Raw genomic sequence first — 15,837 nt, 5'->3', positions numbered from 1 at the left:
CGAAAAGTCATCGCCATGGCCCCGAAAGTGGTCAAGGACGCACCTTGTCAGGAAATCGTCATCGAAGGCGATGACGTCGACCTCGGTATGCTGCCCGTGCAGACATGCTGGCCAGGCGACGTCGGTCCGTTGATTACCTGGGGCCTGACGGTAACGCGCGGCCCGAACAAAGAACGTCAGAACTTGGGCATCTATCGCCAGCAGGTGGTTGGCCGCAACAAAGTCATCATGCGCTGGCTCAGCCATCGTGGCGGTGCGCTGGATTTCAAGGAGTGGTGCGATAAGCATCCCGGCAAACCTTTCCCGGTGTCGGTGGCGCTCGGTGCGGACCCGGCAACCATTCTCGGTGCGGTGACGCCCGTTCCGGACAGCCTGTCCGAATACGCCTTTGCGGGTCTGCTACGGGGCAATCGCACCGAACTGATCAAGTGCCGTGGCAATGACCTGCAAGTCCCGGCCAGCGCTGAAATCGTCCTGGAGGGCGTGATTCATCCGGGTGAAATGGCCGACGAAGGCCCTTATGGCGACCATACCGGTTATTACAACGAGGTCGACAGCTTCCCGGTGTTCACCGTCGAGCGCATCACTCATCGCATCAAACCGATTTACCACAGCACCTACACGGGCCGTCCGCCTGATGAGCCAGCGATTCTTGGCGTGGCGTTGAACGAAGTGTTCGTGCCCATCCTCCAAAAGCAGTTCCCGGAAATCACCGATTTCTATCTGCCGCCTGAAGGATGCTCGTACCGCATGGCGATTGTGACCATGAAAAAGCAGTATCCGGGCCACGCCAAGCGCGTCATGTTGGGCGTGTGGTCGTTTCTGCGACAGTTCATGTACACCAAGTTCGTTATCGTCACCGACGACGATATCAATGCTCGCGACTGGAACGATGTGGTGTGGGCGATCACCACGCGCATGGACCCCAAGCGCGACACGGTGATAATCGACAACACACCCATCGACTACCTCGACTTCGCGTCGCCGGTGTCCGGGCTGGGCTCGAAAATGGGACTGGATGCCACGCATAAATGGCCGGGCGAAACCACACGTGAGTGGGGACGCGCCATCGTCAAGGATGATGCCGTCACTCGCCGGGTCAACGATATCTGGAATCAGTTGGGAATAGATTGATGCGCGTAACCTTGCAGCCATCGGGTGCCGTACTTGAGATGTTGCCCGGTGAGCGAATCCTCGAGGCGGCTCAGCGTCTGGGCTATGAGTGCCCGAACAGCTGTCGTAACGGAAATTGTCATGTCTGTTCGGCGTTGCTGGTTGAGGGCCGCGTCACCCAGGACGGTACCGTGCATGACCACGGCGAAATCTATGCCTGCCTTGCAGTGCCGGTGGCAGATTGCGTGGTGATGTGGGATGGCGTGTTGGCACCGGGCGAACTGCCAGTGCGCAAGCTTGCCTGCCAGGTCGTCGAATGCGCCGAGGTCGGGGGTGATGTCTGGCGCGTGACGCTCCGTGCGCCGGCTGGCAAGCCGCCGCGTTATCACGCTGGTCAGTATTTGATGATCAATCGCGACGATGGCGAAAAATCCGCCTTCTCCATGGCGTCGGCCCCTGAAGCAGGGCGCGATCTGGAAATACACGTACTGGCGCGCGAAAGCAGCGCACAGAATCTGCTCGCTCAACTGCAACGTGACGGCATAGCCCATATCGAGCTGCCGTTTGGCGATACGCATCTGGCCGAACTGCCTGATGGGCCGTTGGTGTTGATCGCCGCCGGAACAGGCATGGCGCAGATGCACAGCTTGATCGAGCATTGTCGGGCCAGGGGTTTTTCGCACCCCGTCCATCTGTATTGGGGCGTGCGTCGTCCCGAAGACTTCTATGAAATCAAACACTGGGATGAGTGGAAGAGGCTGCCCAACCTGCACCTGCATAAAGTCGTCAGCGATCTTTGCGGTTGGGAAGGACGCTGTGGGATGCTGCACCAAGCGGTCTGTGAGGACATTCGCGATCTCAAGCCCATTCATGTCTATGGCAGTGGATCGCCAGCGATGATTTATGCGACTCTCGATGCATTGGTCGAGGCGGGTATGGATGCGCATCAGATGCGCGCGGATGTGTTTGCTTATGCGCCGCGTGGTTGAACCGACTGTCGGCGTGGTCAATGGATTACAAATTGCATCTTCAAAGGTATTCGTCTTCTCGGTGACCGATTACCGTTAAGCTTTTTGCATCGCCGGGGTGCTCCCCGGTGGCAGTAGCCTGATGCGGCCCATGCGACACAGGGCCGCAGCGACTGACAGTATTTCTGTCAGGGGGAACAGATGGGGAATCAAATCAATAGCTTGGTGGCGGCAGTCCATGATGGTCTCGGGCTCGCTTATCCGCCCGTCATAGATCTGGGCCCGAAACTGACCCGCGAACAACTAATAGCATCAATGCACGCGACCATGACTCGCCATCATGGTGGCCCGGTATGGTTGTTCGCTTATGGCTCGCTGATCTGGCGACCGGAATGCTCCGCGATTGAGCGTCAGCGTGGTCGCGTTCATGGCTATCACAGGGGTTTATACCTGTGGTCCCACGAACATCGCGGCACGCCAGAGCAGCCCGGGCTTGTGTTTGGGCTTGATCGCGGCGGCTCCTGCAGCGGCTTCGCCTACCGCCTGCCTGAAGAAAATATCGAAGAGTCTTTGCTCGCGCTGTGGCAGCGCGAAATGCCTGTTCCTTCGTACCGCCCGCACTGGCTCAACTGTCGCCTCGAAGATGGCCGCAAAGTCCAGGCCTTGGGTTTCGTTCTTGAGCGGCATTTACCCAGCTACGCCGGTAACCTGCCCGACAGCGTGCTGACCCAGGTGTTAGCCAGTGCCAGCGGCCGTTACGGCACCACCCGCGACTACGTCGAACAGACCATCAACGCACTGCGCACTCACGCCATGCCGGATTTGAATCTGGAGGCAAGATTGAAGCGGTGTGGTGCGGTGACGGAGGTGGTGTAAGTTACGCAGGCTTTCATTGTCGTAGCGCACCTGCCCGCGATTGACCGTAAATAACGGATTTAAGGGGACTCGATTTAAGGGGACTGATTTATTTACAACGTTTCACCGTAAATCAATCTGTCCCCGATATGAGGTTAAGCAATCACCTCACGACAGGTGCTCGCTACTCGCTTATGCCACAACGTCGGCGCCAGGAAGACCATCGACAGCACGCAGGCGATGATGAGCAAAACAAAACCGCCATCCCAACCGAAGTGGTCCACGGTGTAACCCATCAGCGCACTGGCCGCGACCGAACCGCCCAGATAACCGAACAAACCCGTGAAGCCCGCCGCCGTACCCGCCGCTTTCTTCGGTGCCAGCTCAAGCGCCTGCAAGCCAATCAGCATCACCGGGCCGTAGATGAGAAAGCCGATGGACACCAGCGCAATCATGTCGACCGTCGGGTTGCCCGGCGGATTGAGCCAGTAGACCAGTGTCGCAATGGTCACCAGGAACATGAACACCATCCCTGTCAGGCCGCGATTGCCACGGAAGATCTTGTCCGACATCCAGCCGCACAGCAGCGTGCCCGGAATCCCCGCCCACTCATAAAAAAAGTACGCCCACGACGTTGTATCCACAGTGAAGTGCTTGGCTTCTTTCAAGTAGGTCGGCGCCCAATCGAGCACGCCATAACGCAGCAAGTAAACGAACACGTTGGCCAACGCGATGTACCAGAGCATTTTGTTGCGCAACACGTATTTGACGAAGATTTCCTTGGCACTGAATTCTTCCTCGTGGGTTGCGTCGTAGCCTTGCGGGTAGTCGTTCTTATATTCCTCAATTGGCGGCAGGCCCACCGATTGCGGCGTGTCACGCATGGACACGAAGGCAAATACGGCAACCAGCAAAGCAACAGCCGCAGGCACATAAAACGCCGCGTGCCAGTCATTGGTCCAACCCAGCCCAAGCAAAAACAGCGGCCCGATCAGGCCACCGCCAACGTTATGTGCCACGTTCCACACCGACACCACGCCACCGCGCTCTTTCTGCGACCACCAATGCACCATCGTTCGTCCGCTTGGTGGCCAACCCATGCCCTGAGCCCAGCCGTTGATAAACAGCAGAATGAACATGATCGTCACGCTGGACGTCGCCCACGACGAAAACCCGAACACGAACATCACCGCCGCTGAAACCAACAGCCCGAATGGCAGGAAATAACGAGGGTTGGAGCGATCCGACACAATGCCCATCAAAAACTTCGACAGCCCGTAGGCAATCGCAATCGCCGAGATGGCCACGCCCAACTGCCCGCGTGTATAGCCTTCATCAATCAAATAGGGCATCGCCAGGGAAAAGTTTTTGCGCAACAAGTAATAGCCGGCATAACCGAAAAAGATACCGGCGAAAATTTGCCAGTGCAGCCTTCGGTAAGTACTGTCAACGCGATCTTCAGGCAAGGGCGCCTGGTGTGCGGCAGGGCGGAAAAAGGCAAACATCATGATCTCCAATTTTTATATTTTTTTTGCGAATGCGAATATTACATTTTCGTTATGGAATATAGGAAGGTTTCTCATTGGATAACCTCCAACAAGTGCTGGGGTTATCGTGTTGGAATGTGAACATGATGTGAATGTATAGCGGTGCGTTAAATGTTTGGGACGCGTCCTACATACGAATAGGAATCGATGACCTTATTCCTGCTGGCGCGACGCCATACCATCGCGGCCCATAATTCGATGTGCGCCGGATGGAGAGGTCAAGGATGAGGTTTTGCGCGTTTAGTGTGTTTTTGCTGTGTTCATTTAAAGCGCTTGCTGCTGATGTGTTGTTGATTCCGGTATTCACTCCCAAACCCGAATACCCCAAACAGCTGATCGACACCCGCTACACCGGCAAGGTTCGCGTCAACCTGACCGTCGCCGCACATGGCGGTATTCAAGCGACAAAAATTATCGAAAGCAGTCACCCGCAACTCACTGAGGCGACCCAGCGTGTAGTTGTCCAGTGGCGCTTCAAACCATGGGACGCCTCTCATGGGCAGCCGTCCAAAATCGAGGTCACTGTCCCCATCCTCTTCGGCGCGCGCGGCATAGAACCCTTCTCTCGCGAGATAACCGTCGGCCTGCGCAACACCCTCTGCGCCTATCTCAACTACGAAGTCAAAACCAGCCTGCTCAATTTTGCGGACGAGCCGCTGAAGAATGTCGATGTATTTTGGTACACCCATGACTTTCTGGCAGGAAGTTACGTGCAGTTACGCGTGTCCGATCAAAGCGAGCGTGAAGCATTGATCGCTCAACTGGAGAAGGCGATTCCACGATTGGTCAGGAAATGCCGCCGCAATCCTGATCATCCTTATGCCTATTACCTGCCAAGAGAGATTCGGGATGTGTTGGTGGGGTTGTGATGGGCGTTCCCTTCGGAGAGGCGATTTTAGGCGCTGAAAATGTTTATGATCAGGCAGGGTGAATAGAGTGTTGATGAAAAGCATACTGGCCGTATTGGTGCTTTCGCTCTGCGGGCTGGTTCAGGCAGATGAAGTTAACCTTGAGTACCAGAGCAAGCTCAGACCGAAGTATCCACTTGCACTCCTCAAATCCGGAGTATCAGGGAAAGTCAGGCTTGAGTTCAATGTGCATAACGATGGCTCGGTGACTGACATAGTCGCTCTCGAAAGTAACCACCGCGAGTTTGCTAATTCAGCGATTTATGCTGCGTCACGCTGGCGCTTTAAGCCTTGGGAGGCTAGTGCGGGGCAGCCTGTGGTGGTTACGGCCAATGTTGAGCTCTACTTCAACGGCGGGAGTCACTAGGTAGCACAGGTGCTTGGGCAGGTGAGGACGTGGAGCTGCTATCCGGTGTGACAGCAGGCCTCCATGTAAAAGTGGGTGCCGTATCGCCCTCGAGGACGAATTCATAACGATCCGCCACCGGGTCCCCGTCACGTTGACGGGCTTGTATTTGACGTACAACTACCGCGCCCTAATGACTAACTTCCCAACAGCCTTCCTCGTCCTCAATACATCAATCGCCTCACCCGCCTTACCCAACGAATAAACCTTCGATACCAGCGGCTTCAACTTCCCCTCGGCAAACCATTTGAACAACTGTCCGAAGTTCGCTGCATTGTCTTGGGGTTGTCGCTGGGCGAAGGAGCCCCAGAACACGCCGATAACGGAGGCGCCTTTAAGCAGCGCGAGGTTTACCGGCAGCTCGGGAATGCGTCCGCTGGCGAACCCGACGACGAGCAATCGGCCGTTCCAGGCAACGGAGCGCACAGCGAGGTCGAAGAGGTCGCCGCCCACGGGGTCATAGATGACGTCGACGCCGTTGCCGTCGGTGATGCGTTTGAGTTCGTCCTTGAGGTTGGTTTCGGTGTAGTTGATGAGTACATCCGCGCCGGCCTGTTTGGCGATTTCGAGTTTTTCAGCGCTACTGGCGGCGGCGATGACGCGGGCGCCCATGGCTTTGCCGATTTCAACGGCAGCCAGGCCCACCCCGCCGGACGCACCCAAAACCAGTAACGTTTCGCCTGGTTGCAGGTTGGCGCGTTGCTTCAAGGCGTGCATCGAGGTGCCGTAGGTCATGCTGAACGCGGCGGCGGTGGTGAAGTCCATGCCTTCGGGGATCGGTAAGACATTGTAGGCCGGGACAGCGACTTGTTCGGCAAAGCTGCCCCAGCCGGTGAGGGCCATGACGCGGTCACCTACTTTTAGGTGGGTGATTTTTTCGCCCACGACCGAAACCACGCCAGCCGCTTCGCCGCCTGGTGAAAACGGGAAGGGTGGTTTGAATTGGTATTTGCCCTCGATGATCAGCGTGTCCGGGAAGTTGACCCCGGCGGCATGCACGTCCAGCAGGATTTCATTCTTCTTCGCGATTGGGCTCGCGATGTCTTCCAGCACCAGGTTTTCGGTGGGACCGAAGGCTTTGCACAGCACGGCTTTCATCGGGGCTATTCCTTTTCGAGTGATGGCCGATAAGTGTAGGCAGAGGGGGTGCGTGGTCAATGAGCATGGCCGGGCCTGATAGGCGTGCATAAGCTGATGTAAGCTGTGGCGCAAAGTGAATTGAGGAGTGGACTGTGAAAGCGTGGACCCTGATGTTGTTGGCCTTGTCTGTGCCGGTGTTGGCGCTTGCTGAAGAAGGCGGCAAGGAAGAAGACCTGAACAAAGTCGCCTATGTGGCGCTGACGCCGCCGTTTGTGGGCAATTACGCACTGGACGGTGGTCCGAAGCTGCACGTCTATAAAGCTGACGTTGCACTGCGTGTGACAGGTGCCGAATCGCAGAAGGTGGTGAAAGCCAACGAGCCACTCATTCGTAACCAACTGGTGGCGCTGTTCACCCAGCAAACAGTGGACAGCATGAGTAACGTCGACGCCAAAGAGAAGTTGCGCCAGGAAGCGTTGAAGCAGGTCCAGCAAGTGATGAACGATGAGACTGGCAAGCCGGTGGTGGAAGATTTGCTGTTCAACAACTTTATTGCGCAGTGATGCAGTCACATTGATCGGTGTATAGACGCGGGCGAGATCCTAAAGGTGATGCGCTATTTCAGCGCCAACACCGCCGCCCACTGTTCTTCGGTCACTGGCATGACGGACAGTCGGCTGCCTTTGTGTACCAGCGGCAATTGTTCCAGTGCGGCTTGCTGTTTGAGATAGCTCAGGCTCAGCACTGTGGGGAGGGCCTCGACGAAGGCGATGGTGACTGCGCTCCACGGGTTTTTCTCTTTGCTGGCTTTGAGATCGAAGTAGTGGCTCTTTTTATCGAGGGCGGTAGGGTCGGGATAAGCGGCTTCGATGATTTTGCCGATGCCTGCGATGCCGGGCTCTGGGCAACTGGAGTGGTAAAAGAAGAAGAGGTCGCCGACAGCCATCGCCCGCAGGAAGTTGCGAGCCTGATAATTGCGAACGCCGTCCCATCGCGCTTCGCCAAGCTGTTGTAGGGTGATGATGGACAGCTCGTCGGGCTCGGATTTCATCAACCAATAGGCCATTTTTTTTGCTCCTGAAGAAAAATTGGCAGGTTGTCCTACGCTTTTGTGACAAAACGACAGTCGGTTGGCGCCAGCATTTGCGTGTGCGTTCATGTTGTCGCAGAATGCGCGGATTTTAAGCGGTACACCGTTACTCAGCCTATAAAAAAGCGGTGAACGTCAGGTCTTGATTCGCCAAAGGGGGGCAGTCAATGCAACGCAAGCCAGATTTATTGTGGATATTGGTTATTTTGTTCGGCTTGGGCATTGTGACAACCAGTTATGCGCAGAGTTTGTGGGCTGCCAAGCCGGATGCCCCCGTTGAAGTTACCCAGCAGCAGACTAAACAAGCGCCTCGCCACTGATTGTTGCCTCGCCGTTTTTATTTATAAGTGAGCGCTTGGCTGTGATTGCAGTGCGTCATTCGTCGACGCTCAATGGTGCGTGGTTACACCGTCTCTGCCAAATACCAATGCTTATCTGACACCGTCCCTTGCAGCGGTACATCCCAACTGGCCTGCGCCAGTCTTTTAACCTTCTGACATTCATGCGCCATGCCCAGCAGCACAGGCTTTTGCCAGGCTTTTCTGCGCGCTTGGTACGCCAGGCTGCGGTCGTAAAATCCGCCTCCCATCCCAAGGCGTCCGCCTTCGTCATCGAAACCCACCAGCGGCATGAGAATCAGATCCAGCGCCCAGATCTTGCGCTGCTGTTTTGGGTTGATGTGCGGCTCAGGGATACGAAAACGATTGGGGCGCAACTTCTGGCCGGGGCGTATACGCTGGAACACCATTTTGGTACTTGGCCACGCGCTCAGCACTGGCAGGTAAGTCGCTTTACCGCGCCGCTGGGCCTCGCGCAACAGAAGGCGCGGGTCGATTTCGCCGTCCATGGGAAGGTACAGAGAGATGTGTCTGGCACGGCGAAACAAAGGATGCTGCGCGAGCTGACGATACAAGCCGCGGGCGGCCTCACGCTGCTCTGCACGCGACAGCGAACGACGAGCCTTGCGCAGCAGGCGCCGCAATTGAGGGCGAGAAAGAGAGGCGGTATCAGTCAGCGAAGCAGCGCCGGAAGAGGTCATACAGGCCAGTCCGTGGTTTGAACGCGTAAGGTTTGAAGCGCTGATCGCGAAGATACGCCAGGTTCACGACCCCACCGCCAGACGAGGCGTCTGGCCATGGGTGCATATTTGAAGACTCCCCGACGAACCGCTGTCGGTTTAGCCCTTGAACCCGAAAGTTCAAGGTGGAGATTGCAGGAGGTTTTAAGGCTTTCCGACGAGCGGACATGCACACCAACCCCAACATGCAACCCCCATGGTTGTGCGTATCGGCTCAGGGACATGACCGACTGGCAAGCACTCCAGGGAGCGGTCGCCAGTATACCCAAACAGCTGGCAAGTATCAGCCTTGTGGTTTTTCCGGATCCGTGGCAAGGGCCAGGTCCACGCGCTCCAGCAGATCCCTGACCTGCTCTCGCGTGGAACCGCTGGTCTGCAATGGCGGGACGTCCTGTTTGTGCAGCAGATCGTGGGTGATGTTCAAGGCGGCCATCACGGCGATACGGTCGGCACCGATGACTTTGCCGCTGCTGCGGATTTCGCGCATCTTGCCATCCAGATAACGCGCCGCGCTGACCAGATTGGTGCGTTCTTCCTGGGGACAAATGATTGAATATTCCTTGTCGAGGATTTGCACGGTGATGCTGTTGCCATTGCTCATGTGTCTTGCTCCAGGGCCTTGAGGCGCGAAATCATTGACTCGACCTTTTGCCGGGCGATTTCGTTCTTTTCAATGAGGTGAGCGCGTTCCTCGCGCCAGGATTTTTCCTGAGCTAATAAGAGTCCATTCTGGCTTTTTAGTTGCTCGACACGATTGATCAATAACTCCAGTCGAGCCATCAGCGCTTGCAGGTCGGTGTCTTCCATTGTTTTCCACTGAATACTTTCAGATGAGCGGCGCAGGAGCGGGGTGTTAGCTCGCCTCGACTCTGGTTGGCGACACGCACCCCGATAGCTTGGTCATGTCTGCCGGTGCTAGGATACAAGGCCTTCATTCTAGACATTGCGCCGCTTGGCGCCTAGTTGCCCATGCCCAAACAGAATTCCCCGTATAACGCGTTCGCGACCTTGCTCAACGGCAATGGTCATCCTGTGTCTCCTGCCGAGCTGCATGGCCTTTTGCTGGGGCGTAGTTGCGCTGGTGCAGGCTTTGAAGCCGAAGGCTGGTTTGCCGATGCTTCCATGCTGCTGGAAAAGGAGCCCGAAGATAATGTCCGTCAGGCTCTGATCGGCCTGCAAGAGATGGTCAAAGGCGAATTGACCAGCGACGACATGACTGTCGTGCTGTTGTTGCCCAGTGACGACGAGCCGCTGCCTGAGCGCGCGGCTGCGCTGGGCCAGTGGTGCCAGGGTTTTCTCGCTGGTTTCGGTCTGGCCGGTGGCAACAACTCGCTGAGCCCGGAAGCCAGCGAAGTGCTGCAGGACCTGGCCGCTATTGCTCAGGTCCAGGACGCTCTGGAAGAGTCCGAAGACGGCGAAAGCGATTACATGGAAGTCATGGAATACCTGCGCGTTGCGCCGCTGTTGTTGTTCACCGAGTTCAACAAGAAAGCCACGCCCGAAGCAAAACCTTCCCTGCATTGACTGCTCATCGTCGCCTATTCACGCTTTGTCGCTTGTCTGCGACAAGACGTGAAGTGCTCACAAAAAGGAACCGCTCTTACCCATGATCCACATCCCGAAAGCTGAATATGCCCGTCGCCGCAAAGCCTTGATGGCGCAGATGGAGCCCAACAGCATCGCCATTCTGCCGGCGGCCGCGGTCGCGATTCGCAATCGGGATGTCGAGCATGTGTACCGCCAGGACAGCAACTTTCAGTACCTGAGTGGCTTCCCCGAGCCGGAGGCCGTGATCGTGCTGATACCCGGTCGTGAGTACGGCGAGTACGTGCTGTTCTGCCGCGAGCGTAACCCCGAGCGCGAGCTATGGGATGGCCTTCGTGCGGGGCAAGACGGTGCGATTAGTGATTTTGGCGCGGACGATGCTTTCCCTATCACCGACATCGACGACATCCTGCCCGGCCTGATCGAAGGCCGCGACCGGGTGTATTCGTCGATGGGCAGCAACCCCGAATTCGATCGGCACGTGATGGACTGGATCAACGTCATCCGTTCCAAGGCGCACCTTGGCGCGCAGCCACCCAACGAGTTCGTTGCGCTGGATCATCTGCTGCACGACATGCGCCTGTATAAATCGGCAGCGGAAATAAAAGTCATGCGTTGCGCTGCGGAAATTTCCGCCCGTGCTCACGTTCGGGCAATGCAGGCCAGTCGTGCCGGGCTGTACGAGTTCAGTCTGGAAGCGGAGCTTGATTACGAGTTCCGCAAGGGCGGGGCGAAAATGCCCGCCTACGGGTCTATCGTCGCGGCCGGTCGTAACGCCTGCATCCTGCATTATCAGGAAAACGATGCGCTACTCCGGGAGGGTGATCTGGTGCTGATTGATGCCGGTTGTGAAATCGACTGCTACGCCAGCGACATCACGCGGACTTTTCCGGTCAGCGGCAAATTCTCTACCGAACAGAAAGCCATCTACGAGTTGGTGCTCAAGTCGCAGGAAACAGCATTCGAGGCCATTGGCCCTGGCAAACATTGGAATCAGGCGCACGAAGCGACAGTCCGGGTGATCACCCATGGGTTGGTCGAGCTGGGCTTGCTGCAGGGCGATGTCGATGAGCTGATTACCAGTGAAGCGTACAAAGCCTTTTACATGCACCGCGCCGGGCATTGGCTGGGCATGGATGTGCATGATGTAGGTGATTACCGGGTCGGCGGCGAATGGCGCGTGCTGGAAGTTGGCATGACATTGACTGTGGAGCCGGGTATCTACATCTCGCCGGACAATAAAAATGTCGCGAAGAAATGGCGCGGTATTGGCGTACGAATCGAGGATGATGTCGTGGTGACCAAAAAAGGTTGTGAAATCCTCACCAACGGCGTGCCCAAATCGGTCGCTGAGATCGAGGCCCTGATGGCCGCTGCGCGTCCCCAAGCCGCATGAGCCGCTTTAATCTTGCGATTGTCGGTGGGGGATTGGTGGGTGCCAGCCTGGCGCTTGCGTTGCAGGCCGGGGCCAAGGCGCGTGGCTGGAAGATCGTGATGATCGAGCCGTTCGCGCCTGGCAATGGCTATCAACCCAGCTACGATGCGCGCTCTTCTGCGCTGTCTTTCGGTGCCCGACAAATCTACGAACGCCTTGGTCTCTGGCAGCAGATCAGCCGTCGCGCCGAACCCATCCTGCAAATTCAGGTGTCGGACAAAGGCCGCTTCGGTGCGGCGAGCTTGTCGGCAATGCAGGAAGGTGTGCCCGCCTTGGGTTACGTCGTGGAAAACGCCTGGCTCGGGCAATGCCTGTGGCAAGGGCTGGATAAAGAGGTTGTCAGCTGGCGCGTGCCTGGCGAAGTGAAGCAAATGCAGGCGCTGCCAGACGGTTATCGACTGACATTGAACGACGAGACTCAGCTTGATTGTGATCTGGCCGTGCTCGCTGATGGTGGTCGCTCAAACCTGCGTGAGCAGCTGGGTATCAGCGTGCGCATGCGGCCGTACGATCAGACCGCACTGATTGCCAATATCACGCCAGGCGAGGCCCATTGCGGGCAAGCCTTCGAGCGGTTTACCGAGCAAGGGCCGATGGCGTTGCTGCCGCTTCCGGAAAACCGCTGCGCGTTGGTCTGGACGCGAAACGGCGATGACACCCAGCGTTTGCTTGAACTGGACGATCGCAGCTTTCTGGCTGAACTGCAGGACGTCTTTGGTTATCGCTTGGGCGCCTTGAAGCAGGTCGGTGTGCGTCATGTTTACCCGCTGAACCTGATTGAGGCACAAGAACAGGTGCGTTCGCATCTGGTGGTGCTGGGTAATGCAGCGCACAGCCTGCACCCGATTGCCGGGCAGGGCTTCAATCTGTCTTTGCGCGATGCCGCGTCACTGGCTGAAGCATTGCTGGCGAGTGACAACACGCCGGGCGAACTGGCGACGCTGCAGATCTATGCGCAGCGGCAGCGATTGGATCAGATGCTCACCGTGGGCTTCTCCGATCAGGTCACGCGTCTGTTTGGCAATGATCAACCGCTGATCAGCGCCGGGCGTAATATCGGTTTACTCGGGCTTGATCTACTGCCCTCCGCCAAGCGCTGGTTCGCCCGCCAGGCGATGGGGCTGGGCACGCGGGCCGATGTCTAATTTTCCGTGGCCTTGGCCACAAGCGAGAACGATTTAAAGCATGCAAACGCGCGCAGATCTGCTGATTGTCGGGGCTGGAATGGTCGGTAGCGCGCTTGCGCTGGCGTTGCAGAACAGTGGTTTGGATATTCTGCTGGTGGATGGCAGCCCGCTGAGCGTCAAGCCTTTTGACGCGAGCGCAACGTTCGAGCCGCGAGTCAGTGCGTTGTCAGCCGCGAGTCAGCGGATATTGCAGCGCTTGAATGTCTGGGGCGGCATTGTTTCCCGGCGTGCCAGCCCTTACGGCGATATGCACGTGTGGGATGGCAGCGGCACTGGGCAGGTCCACTTTTCAGCCGCTAGCGTGCATGCCCAAGTGCTTGGGCACATTGTCGAGAATCGGGTGATTCAGGATGCGCTGATAGAACGGCTACACGACTGCGACATCGGATTGCTGGCCAACGCGCGACTTGAGCAGATGCGGCGATCCGGCGATGATTGGCTGCTGACTCTTGCAGATGGTCGTACATTGCGTTCACCTCTCGTGATTGCGGCAGACGGAGCCAACTCGGCGGTCCGGCGTTTGACCGGCACTGAAACCCGCGAATGGGATTACATGCACCACGCCATCGTGACCAGCGTGCGTACGGCTCATTCCCACAGAAAGACTGCTTGGCAGCGTTTCACCGACGACGGCCCATTGGCCTTCCTGCCGCTGGAGCGTGAGGGCGAGCATTGGTGTTCCATTGTCTGGTCGGTCACGCCGACTGAGTCTGAGCGCTTGATGGCGTTGGAAGACGAGCTGTTTTGTCGTGAGCTGGAACAAGCCTTTGAAGGGCGTCTTGGTCAAGTGATGGCTGCCGATCCGCGATTGTGTGTGCCGCTGCGTCAGCGGCATGCCAAACGTTATGTGGCTGAAGGCTTGGCATTGATTGGCGATGCGGCCCACACCATCCACCCGTTGGCGGGGCAGGGTGTCAATCTTGGGTTTCTGGATGCGGCGGTGCTGGCTGAAGTCCTGCACCACGCCGTCGAACGTGGTGAGCGATTGGCAGATGAGCGCGTATTGAGCCGTTACGAACGTCGTCGCATGCCTCACAACCTGGCTCTGATGGCCGCGATGGAAGGGTTTGAACGGTTGTTCCAAGCCGATCCGCTGCCGTTGCGCTGGCTGCGTAACACGGGATTGAAGCTGGTTGATCAGTCATCGCAAGCCAAGGCGCTGTTTGTGCGCCAGGCAATGGGGCTGACCGGGGATTTACCAAAATTGGCCCAGTTGTAGGGCAACCCTCGATTCTGTAGGAGCGAACTTGTTCGCGAGACGTCGGTTCTGGCAAAACGCACCAGCCGCTTCGCCAACAAGTTGGCTGCTACAGCGGTACGCATTCAGCAAAATATTTCCTTTCAGCAACATCTCGTAACTCCTCCGTCAGGACATCGGTTGAGATGCCAAATGTGATTCACTACCATTTCGCCTCAATTCGCAATTACGAGACCTCACCATGCAGGCGAGCAAGCGTTTCCTGGCTGCCCTGACACTGACCGTGCTCGCCAGCACTGCCCAAGCGGCTGACGAAGTGGTGGTCTATTCGTCACGTATCGATGAGCTGATCAAGCCGGTTTTCGATGCCTACACCGCCAAGACCGGTGTGAAGGTCAAATTCATCACCGACAAGGAAGCGCCGCTGATGCAGCGCATCAAGGCCGAAGGTGAGAACGCAACCGCCGACCTGCTGCTGACCGTCGACGCAGGCAATCTGTGGCAGGCCGAGCAAATGGGCATCCTCCAGCCCTTTACTTCGCCCGTCATCGACCAAAACATCCCCCCGCAATATCGCTCATCCAGTCACAGTTGGACTGGTTTGAGCCTGCGTGCGCGGACCATCGCTTACTCGACCGATCGGGTCAAACCCGTCGAGCTGACAACTTATGAAGCACTGGCGGACAAGCAGTGGGAAGGGCGTTTGTGCCTGCGTACGGCGAAGAAGGTCTACAACCAGTCGCTGACCGCCACGCTGATCGAGACCCACGGCGCCGAAGCGTCCGAAAAAATTCTCAAGGGCTGGGTCAACAACCTGTCCACCGACGTTTTCTCCGATGACATCGCGGTGCTGGAAGCGATCAATGCCGGGCAGTGCGACGTCGGCATCGTCAACACTTACTACTTTGGGCGTCTGCACAAACAAAATCCGAATCTTGCTGTGCGCCTGTTCTGGCCGAATCAGTCGGACCGTGGCGTTCATGTGAACCTGTCCGGTATTGGTCTGACCAAGTACGCGCCGCATCCTGACGCGGCCAAAGCCCTGGTGGAATGGATGACCGGCCCGGACGCACAAAAGATCTTCTCTGGAACCAACCAGGAGTTCCCGGCCAACCCAAAAGTCGCGCCTTCCGAGGAGGTCGCAAGCTGGGGTCAATTCAAGGCTGACACCATCCCAGTTGAAGTCGCCGGCAAACGTCAGGCAGAGGCGATCCGCATGATGGATCGGGTGGGTTGGAACTAAAAGCATTGCATACCCCCTTGTAGGCGCGTGGCTTGTCCCGCGCCTACATGGGTTCACCGTTTGTCTTACGAGTCTTACGCCTTGGCCCATCCCGCCCAGCGCCGCTGGTACCCACTGGTTTTCACCATCGCCGCGTTGGTGCTGTTGCCCCTTAGCGTCTTGCTGTTTTCCTGGCAAACCATCG

Annotated in this window: 20 protein-coding genes and 1 other RNA gene; 13 read left to right on the top strand and 8 right to left on the bottom strand. The window is 57.3% G+C overall.

Annotation, left to right across the window (positions count from 1 at the left end; genetic code table 11):
- From VGC62_RS06595 to VGC62_RS06585, 3 genes are all read left to right on the top strand, one after another.
- Positions 1-1,134: UbiD family decarboxylase (locus VGC62_RS06595; RefSeq protein WP_331186262.1), on the top strand; the 1,134-nt coding region annotated here is incomplete at its 5' end.
- Complete coding sequence (locus tag VGC62_RS06590) at positions 1,134-2,102, top strand: CDP-6-deoxy-delta-3,4-glucoseen reductase (RefSeq protein ID WP_331186261.1); 969 nt, start codon at positions 1,134-1,136, stop codon at positions 2,100-2,102. The genes VGC62_RS06595 and VGC62_RS06590, both read left to right, overlap by 1 nt.
- Positions 2,103-2,282: 180 nt before the next feature.
- The gene (locus VGC62_RS06585; RefSeq protein WP_331186260.1) at positions 2,283-2,957 is read left to right on the top strand and encodes a gamma-glutamylcyclotransferase; all 675 of its coding nucleotides are present in this window, start codon (positions 2,283-2,285) and stop codon (positions 2,955-2,957) included.
- 134 nt (positions 2,958-3,091) lie between these two features.
- Here VGC62_RS06585 and glpT read toward each other — a convergent pair whose 3' ends face one another.
- Entirely contained in the window at positions 3,092-4,441 is a 1,350-nt protein-coding gene (glpT, locus tag VGC62_RS06580) for a glycerol-3-phosphate transporter (RefSeq protein ID WP_331186259.1), read from the bottom strand.
- A 266-nt stretch (positions 4,442-4,707) separates the two neighbouring features.
- Here glpT and VGC62_RS06575 point away from each other — a divergent pair, with 266 nt between their 5' ends.
- Both VGC62_RS06575 and VGC62_RS06570 read left to right on the top strand, forming a co-directional pair.
- Positions 4,708-5,352, top strand: coding sequence for an energy transducer TonB (locus VGC62_RS06575; RefSeq protein WP_331186258.1), 645 nt, complete (start codon positions 4,708-4,710; stop codon positions 5,350-5,352).
- A gap of 73 nt (positions 5,353-5,425) precedes the next feature.
- The gene (locus VGC62_RS06570) at positions 5,426-5,758 is read left to right on the top strand and encodes an energy transducer TonB (RefSeq protein WP_331186257.1); all 333 of its coding nucleotides are present in this window, start codon (positions 5,426-5,428) and stop codon (positions 5,756-5,758) included.
- On the opposite strand, the gene VGC62_RS27625 is transcribed toward VGC62_RS06570, so the two are convergent.
- Together VGC62_RS27625 and VGC62_RS06565 are read right to left on the bottom strand one after the other, a co-directional pair.
- On the bottom strand, positions 5,739-5,876 hold the full coding sequence (locus tag VGC62_RS27625; RefSeq protein ID WP_414705756.1) for an S-type pyocin domain-containing protein: 138 nt from the start codon (positions 5,874-5,876) through the stop codon (positions 5,739-5,741). The two genes, VGC62_RS06570 and VGC62_RS27625, sit on opposite strands and share 20 nt — an antisense overlap.
- Positions 5,877-5,917: 41 nt before the next feature.
- The gene (locus VGC62_RS06565) at positions 5,918-6,895 is read right to left on the bottom strand and encodes an NADPH:quinone oxidoreductase family protein (protein ID WP_331186256.1); all 978 of its coding nucleotides are present in this window, start codon (positions 6,893-6,895) and stop codon (positions 5,918-5,920) included.
- 134 nt (positions 6,896-7,029) lie between these two features.
- Here VGC62_RS06565 and VGC62_RS06560 point away from each other — a divergent pair, with 134 nt between their 5' ends.
- Entirely contained in the window at positions 7,030-7,440 is a 411-nt protein-coding gene (locus VGC62_RS06560; protein ID WP_331186255.1) for a flagellar basal body-associated protein FliL, read from the top strand.
- Positions 7,441-7,493: 53 nt separating this feature from the next.
- On the opposite strand, the gene VGC62_RS06555 is transcribed toward VGC62_RS06560, so the two are convergent.
- The gene (locus tag VGC62_RS06555) at positions 7,494-7,943 is read right to left on the bottom strand and encodes an EVE domain-containing protein (protein ID WP_331186254.1); all 450 of its coding nucleotides are present in this window, start codon (positions 7,941-7,943) and stop codon (positions 7,494-7,496) included.
- Positions 7,944-8,134: 191 nt separating this feature from the next.
- Here VGC62_RS06555 and VGC62_RS06550 point away from each other — a divergent pair, with 191 nt between their 5' ends.
- Entirely contained in the window at positions 8,135-8,287 is a 153-nt protein-coding gene (locus VGC62_RS06550) for a hypothetical protein (protein WP_331186253.1), read from the top strand.
- Positions 8,288-8,370: 83 nt separating this feature from the next.
- On the opposite strand, the gene VGC62_RS06545 is transcribed toward VGC62_RS06550, so the two are convergent.
- The 4 genes from VGC62_RS06545 to VGC62_RS06530 form a co-directional block, all read right to left on the bottom strand.
- Complete coding sequence (locus tag VGC62_RS06545) at positions 8,371-8,982, bottom strand: 5-formyltetrahydrofolate cyclo-ligase (RefSeq protein ID WP_331186264.1); 612 nt, start codon at positions 8,980-8,982, stop codon at positions 8,371-8,373.
- 136 nt (positions 8,983-9,118) lie between these two features.
- Positions 9,119-9,297: non-coding RNA, 6S RNA (ssrS, locus tag VGC62_RS06540), on the bottom strand.
- A 31-nt stretch (positions 9,298-9,328) separates the two neighbouring features.
- Positions 9,329-9,646: a cell division protein ZapA gene (locus VGC62_RS06535; protein WP_331186252.1), complete on the bottom strand. Its 318-nt coding sequence runs from the start codon at positions 9,644-9,646 to the stop codon at positions 9,329-9,331.
- Positions 9,643-9,852 carry a TIGR02449 family protein gene (locus tag VGC62_RS06530; protein ID WP_331186251.1) on the bottom strand — a complete coding sequence of 70 codons (210 nt, stop codon included), beginning with the start codon at positions 9,850-9,852 and terminating at the stop codon, positions 9,643-9,645. The genes VGC62_RS06535 and VGC62_RS06530 overlap by 4 nt, the downstream gene beginning before the upstream one ends.
- 162 nt (positions 9,853-10,014) lie before the next feature.
- Here VGC62_RS06530 and VGC62_RS06525 point away from each other — a divergent pair, with 162 nt between their 5' ends.
- From VGC62_RS06525 to VGC62_RS06500, 6 genes are all read left to right on the top strand, one after another.
- Complete coding sequence (locus VGC62_RS06525) at positions 10,015-10,569, top strand: YecA family protein (protein WP_331186250.1); 555 nt, start codon at positions 10,015-10,017, stop codon at positions 10,567-10,569.
- Positions 10,570-10,651: 82 nt separating this feature from the next.
- Positions 10,652-11,986 (top strand): Xaa-Pro aminopeptidase, encoded by a 1,335-nt coding sequence (gene pepP, locus VGC62_RS06520; protein ID WP_331186249.1) that lies wholly within the window; start codon positions 10,652-10,654, stop codon positions 11,984-11,986.
- Positions 11,983-13,170 (top strand): 2-octaprenyl-6-methoxyphenyl hydroxylase, encoded by a 1,188-nt coding sequence (gene ubiH / locus VGC62_RS06515; protein ID WP_331186248.1) that lies wholly within the window; start codon positions 11,983-11,985, stop codon positions 13,168-13,170. Before pepP ends, ubiH begins: the two co-directional genes overlap by 4 nt.
- A gap of 40 nt (positions 13,171-13,210) precedes the next feature.
- Positions 13,211-14,431 (top strand): 2-octaprenyl-3-methyl-6-methoxy-1,4-benzoquinol hydroxylase, encoded by a 1,221-nt coding sequence (locus tag VGC62_RS06510; protein WP_331186247.1) that lies wholly within the window; start codon positions 13,211-13,213, stop codon positions 14,429-14,431.
- Positions 14,432-14,651: 220 nt separating this feature from the next.
- Complete coding sequence (locus tag VGC62_RS06505; RefSeq protein ID WP_331186246.1) at positions 14,652-15,653, top strand: extracellular solute-binding protein; 1,002 nt, start codon at positions 14,652-14,654, stop codon at positions 15,651-15,653.
- Positions 15,654-15,734: 81 nt separating this feature from the next.
- Positions 15,735-15,837: hypothetical protein (locus tag VGC62_RS06500; protein WP_331186263.1), on the top strand; the 103-nt coding region annotated here is incomplete at its 3' end.

Origin of the sequence: Pseudomonas sp., assembly GCF_036404235.1 — a bacterium.
In the GTDB taxonomy this organism is placed as follows: Bacteria; Pseudomonadota; Gammaproteobacteria; order Pseudomonadales; family Pseudomonadaceae; genus Aquipseudomonas.
This window is presented reverse-complemented; position numbering and strand designations above follow the sequence as displayed.

Bases quoted from the DNA above. Each gene is read 5' to 3' on its own strand.
- VGC62_RS06565 (WP_331186256.1), bottom strand. From the start codon at position 6,895: ATGAAAGCCGTGCTGTGCAAAGCCTTCGGTCCCACCGAAAACCTGGTG.
- VGC62_RS06555 (WP_331186254.1), bottom strand. From the start codon at position 7,943: ATGGCCTATTGGTTGATGAAATCCGAGCCCGACGAGCTGTCCATCATC.
- VGC62_RS06550 (WP_331186253.1), top strand. From the start codon at position 8,135: ATGCAACGCAAGCCAGATTTATTGTGGATATTGGTTATTTTGTTCGGC.
- ubiH (WP_331186248.1), top strand. From the start codon at position 11,983: ATGAGCCGCTTTAATCTTGCGATTGTCGGTGGGGGATTGGTGGGTGCC.
- VGC62_RS06505 (WP_331186246.1), top strand. From the start codon at position 14,652: ATGCAGGCGAGCAAGCGTTTCCTGGCTGCCCTGACACTGACCGTGCTC.
- VGC62_RS06525 (WP_331186250.1), top strand. From the start codon at position 10,015: ATGCCCAAACAGAATTCCCCGTATAACGCGTTCGCGACCTTGCTCAAC.
- VGC62_RS06530 (WP_331186251.1), bottom strand. From the start codon at position 9,852: ATGGAAGACACCGACCTGCAAGCGCTGATGGCTCGACTGGAGTTATTG.
- pepP (WP_331186249.1), top strand. From the start codon at position 10,652: ATGATCCACATCCCGAAAGCTGAATATGCCCGTCGCCGCAAAGCCTTG.
- VGC62_RS06535 (WP_331186252.1), bottom strand. From the start codon at position 9,646: ATGAGCAATGGCAACAGCATCACCGTGCAAATCCTCGACAAGGAATAT.
- VGC62_RS06585 (WP_331186260.1), top strand. From the start codon at position 2,283: ATGGGGAATCAAATCAATAGCTTGGTGGCGGCAGTCCATGATGGTCTC.
- VGC62_RS06590 (WP_331186261.1), top strand. From the start codon at position 1,134: ATGCGCGTAACCTTGCAGCCATCGGGTGCCGTACTTGAGATGTTGCCC.
- VGC62_RS06570 (WP_331186257.1), top strand. From the start codon at position 5,426: ATGAAAAGCATACTGGCCGTATTGGTGCTTTCGCTCTGCGGGCTGGTT.
- VGC62_RS06510 (WP_331186247.1), top strand. From the start codon at position 13,211: ATGCAAACGCGCGCAGATCTGCTGATTGTCGGGGCTGGAATGGTCGGT.
- glpT (WP_331186259.1), bottom strand. From the start codon at position 4,441: ATGTTTGCCTTTTTCCGCCCTGCCGCACACCAGGCGCCCTTGCCTGAA.
- VGC62_RS06575 (WP_331186258.1), top strand. From the start codon at position 4,708: ATGAGGTTTTGCGCGTTTAGTGTGTTTTTGCTGTGTTCATTTAAAGCG.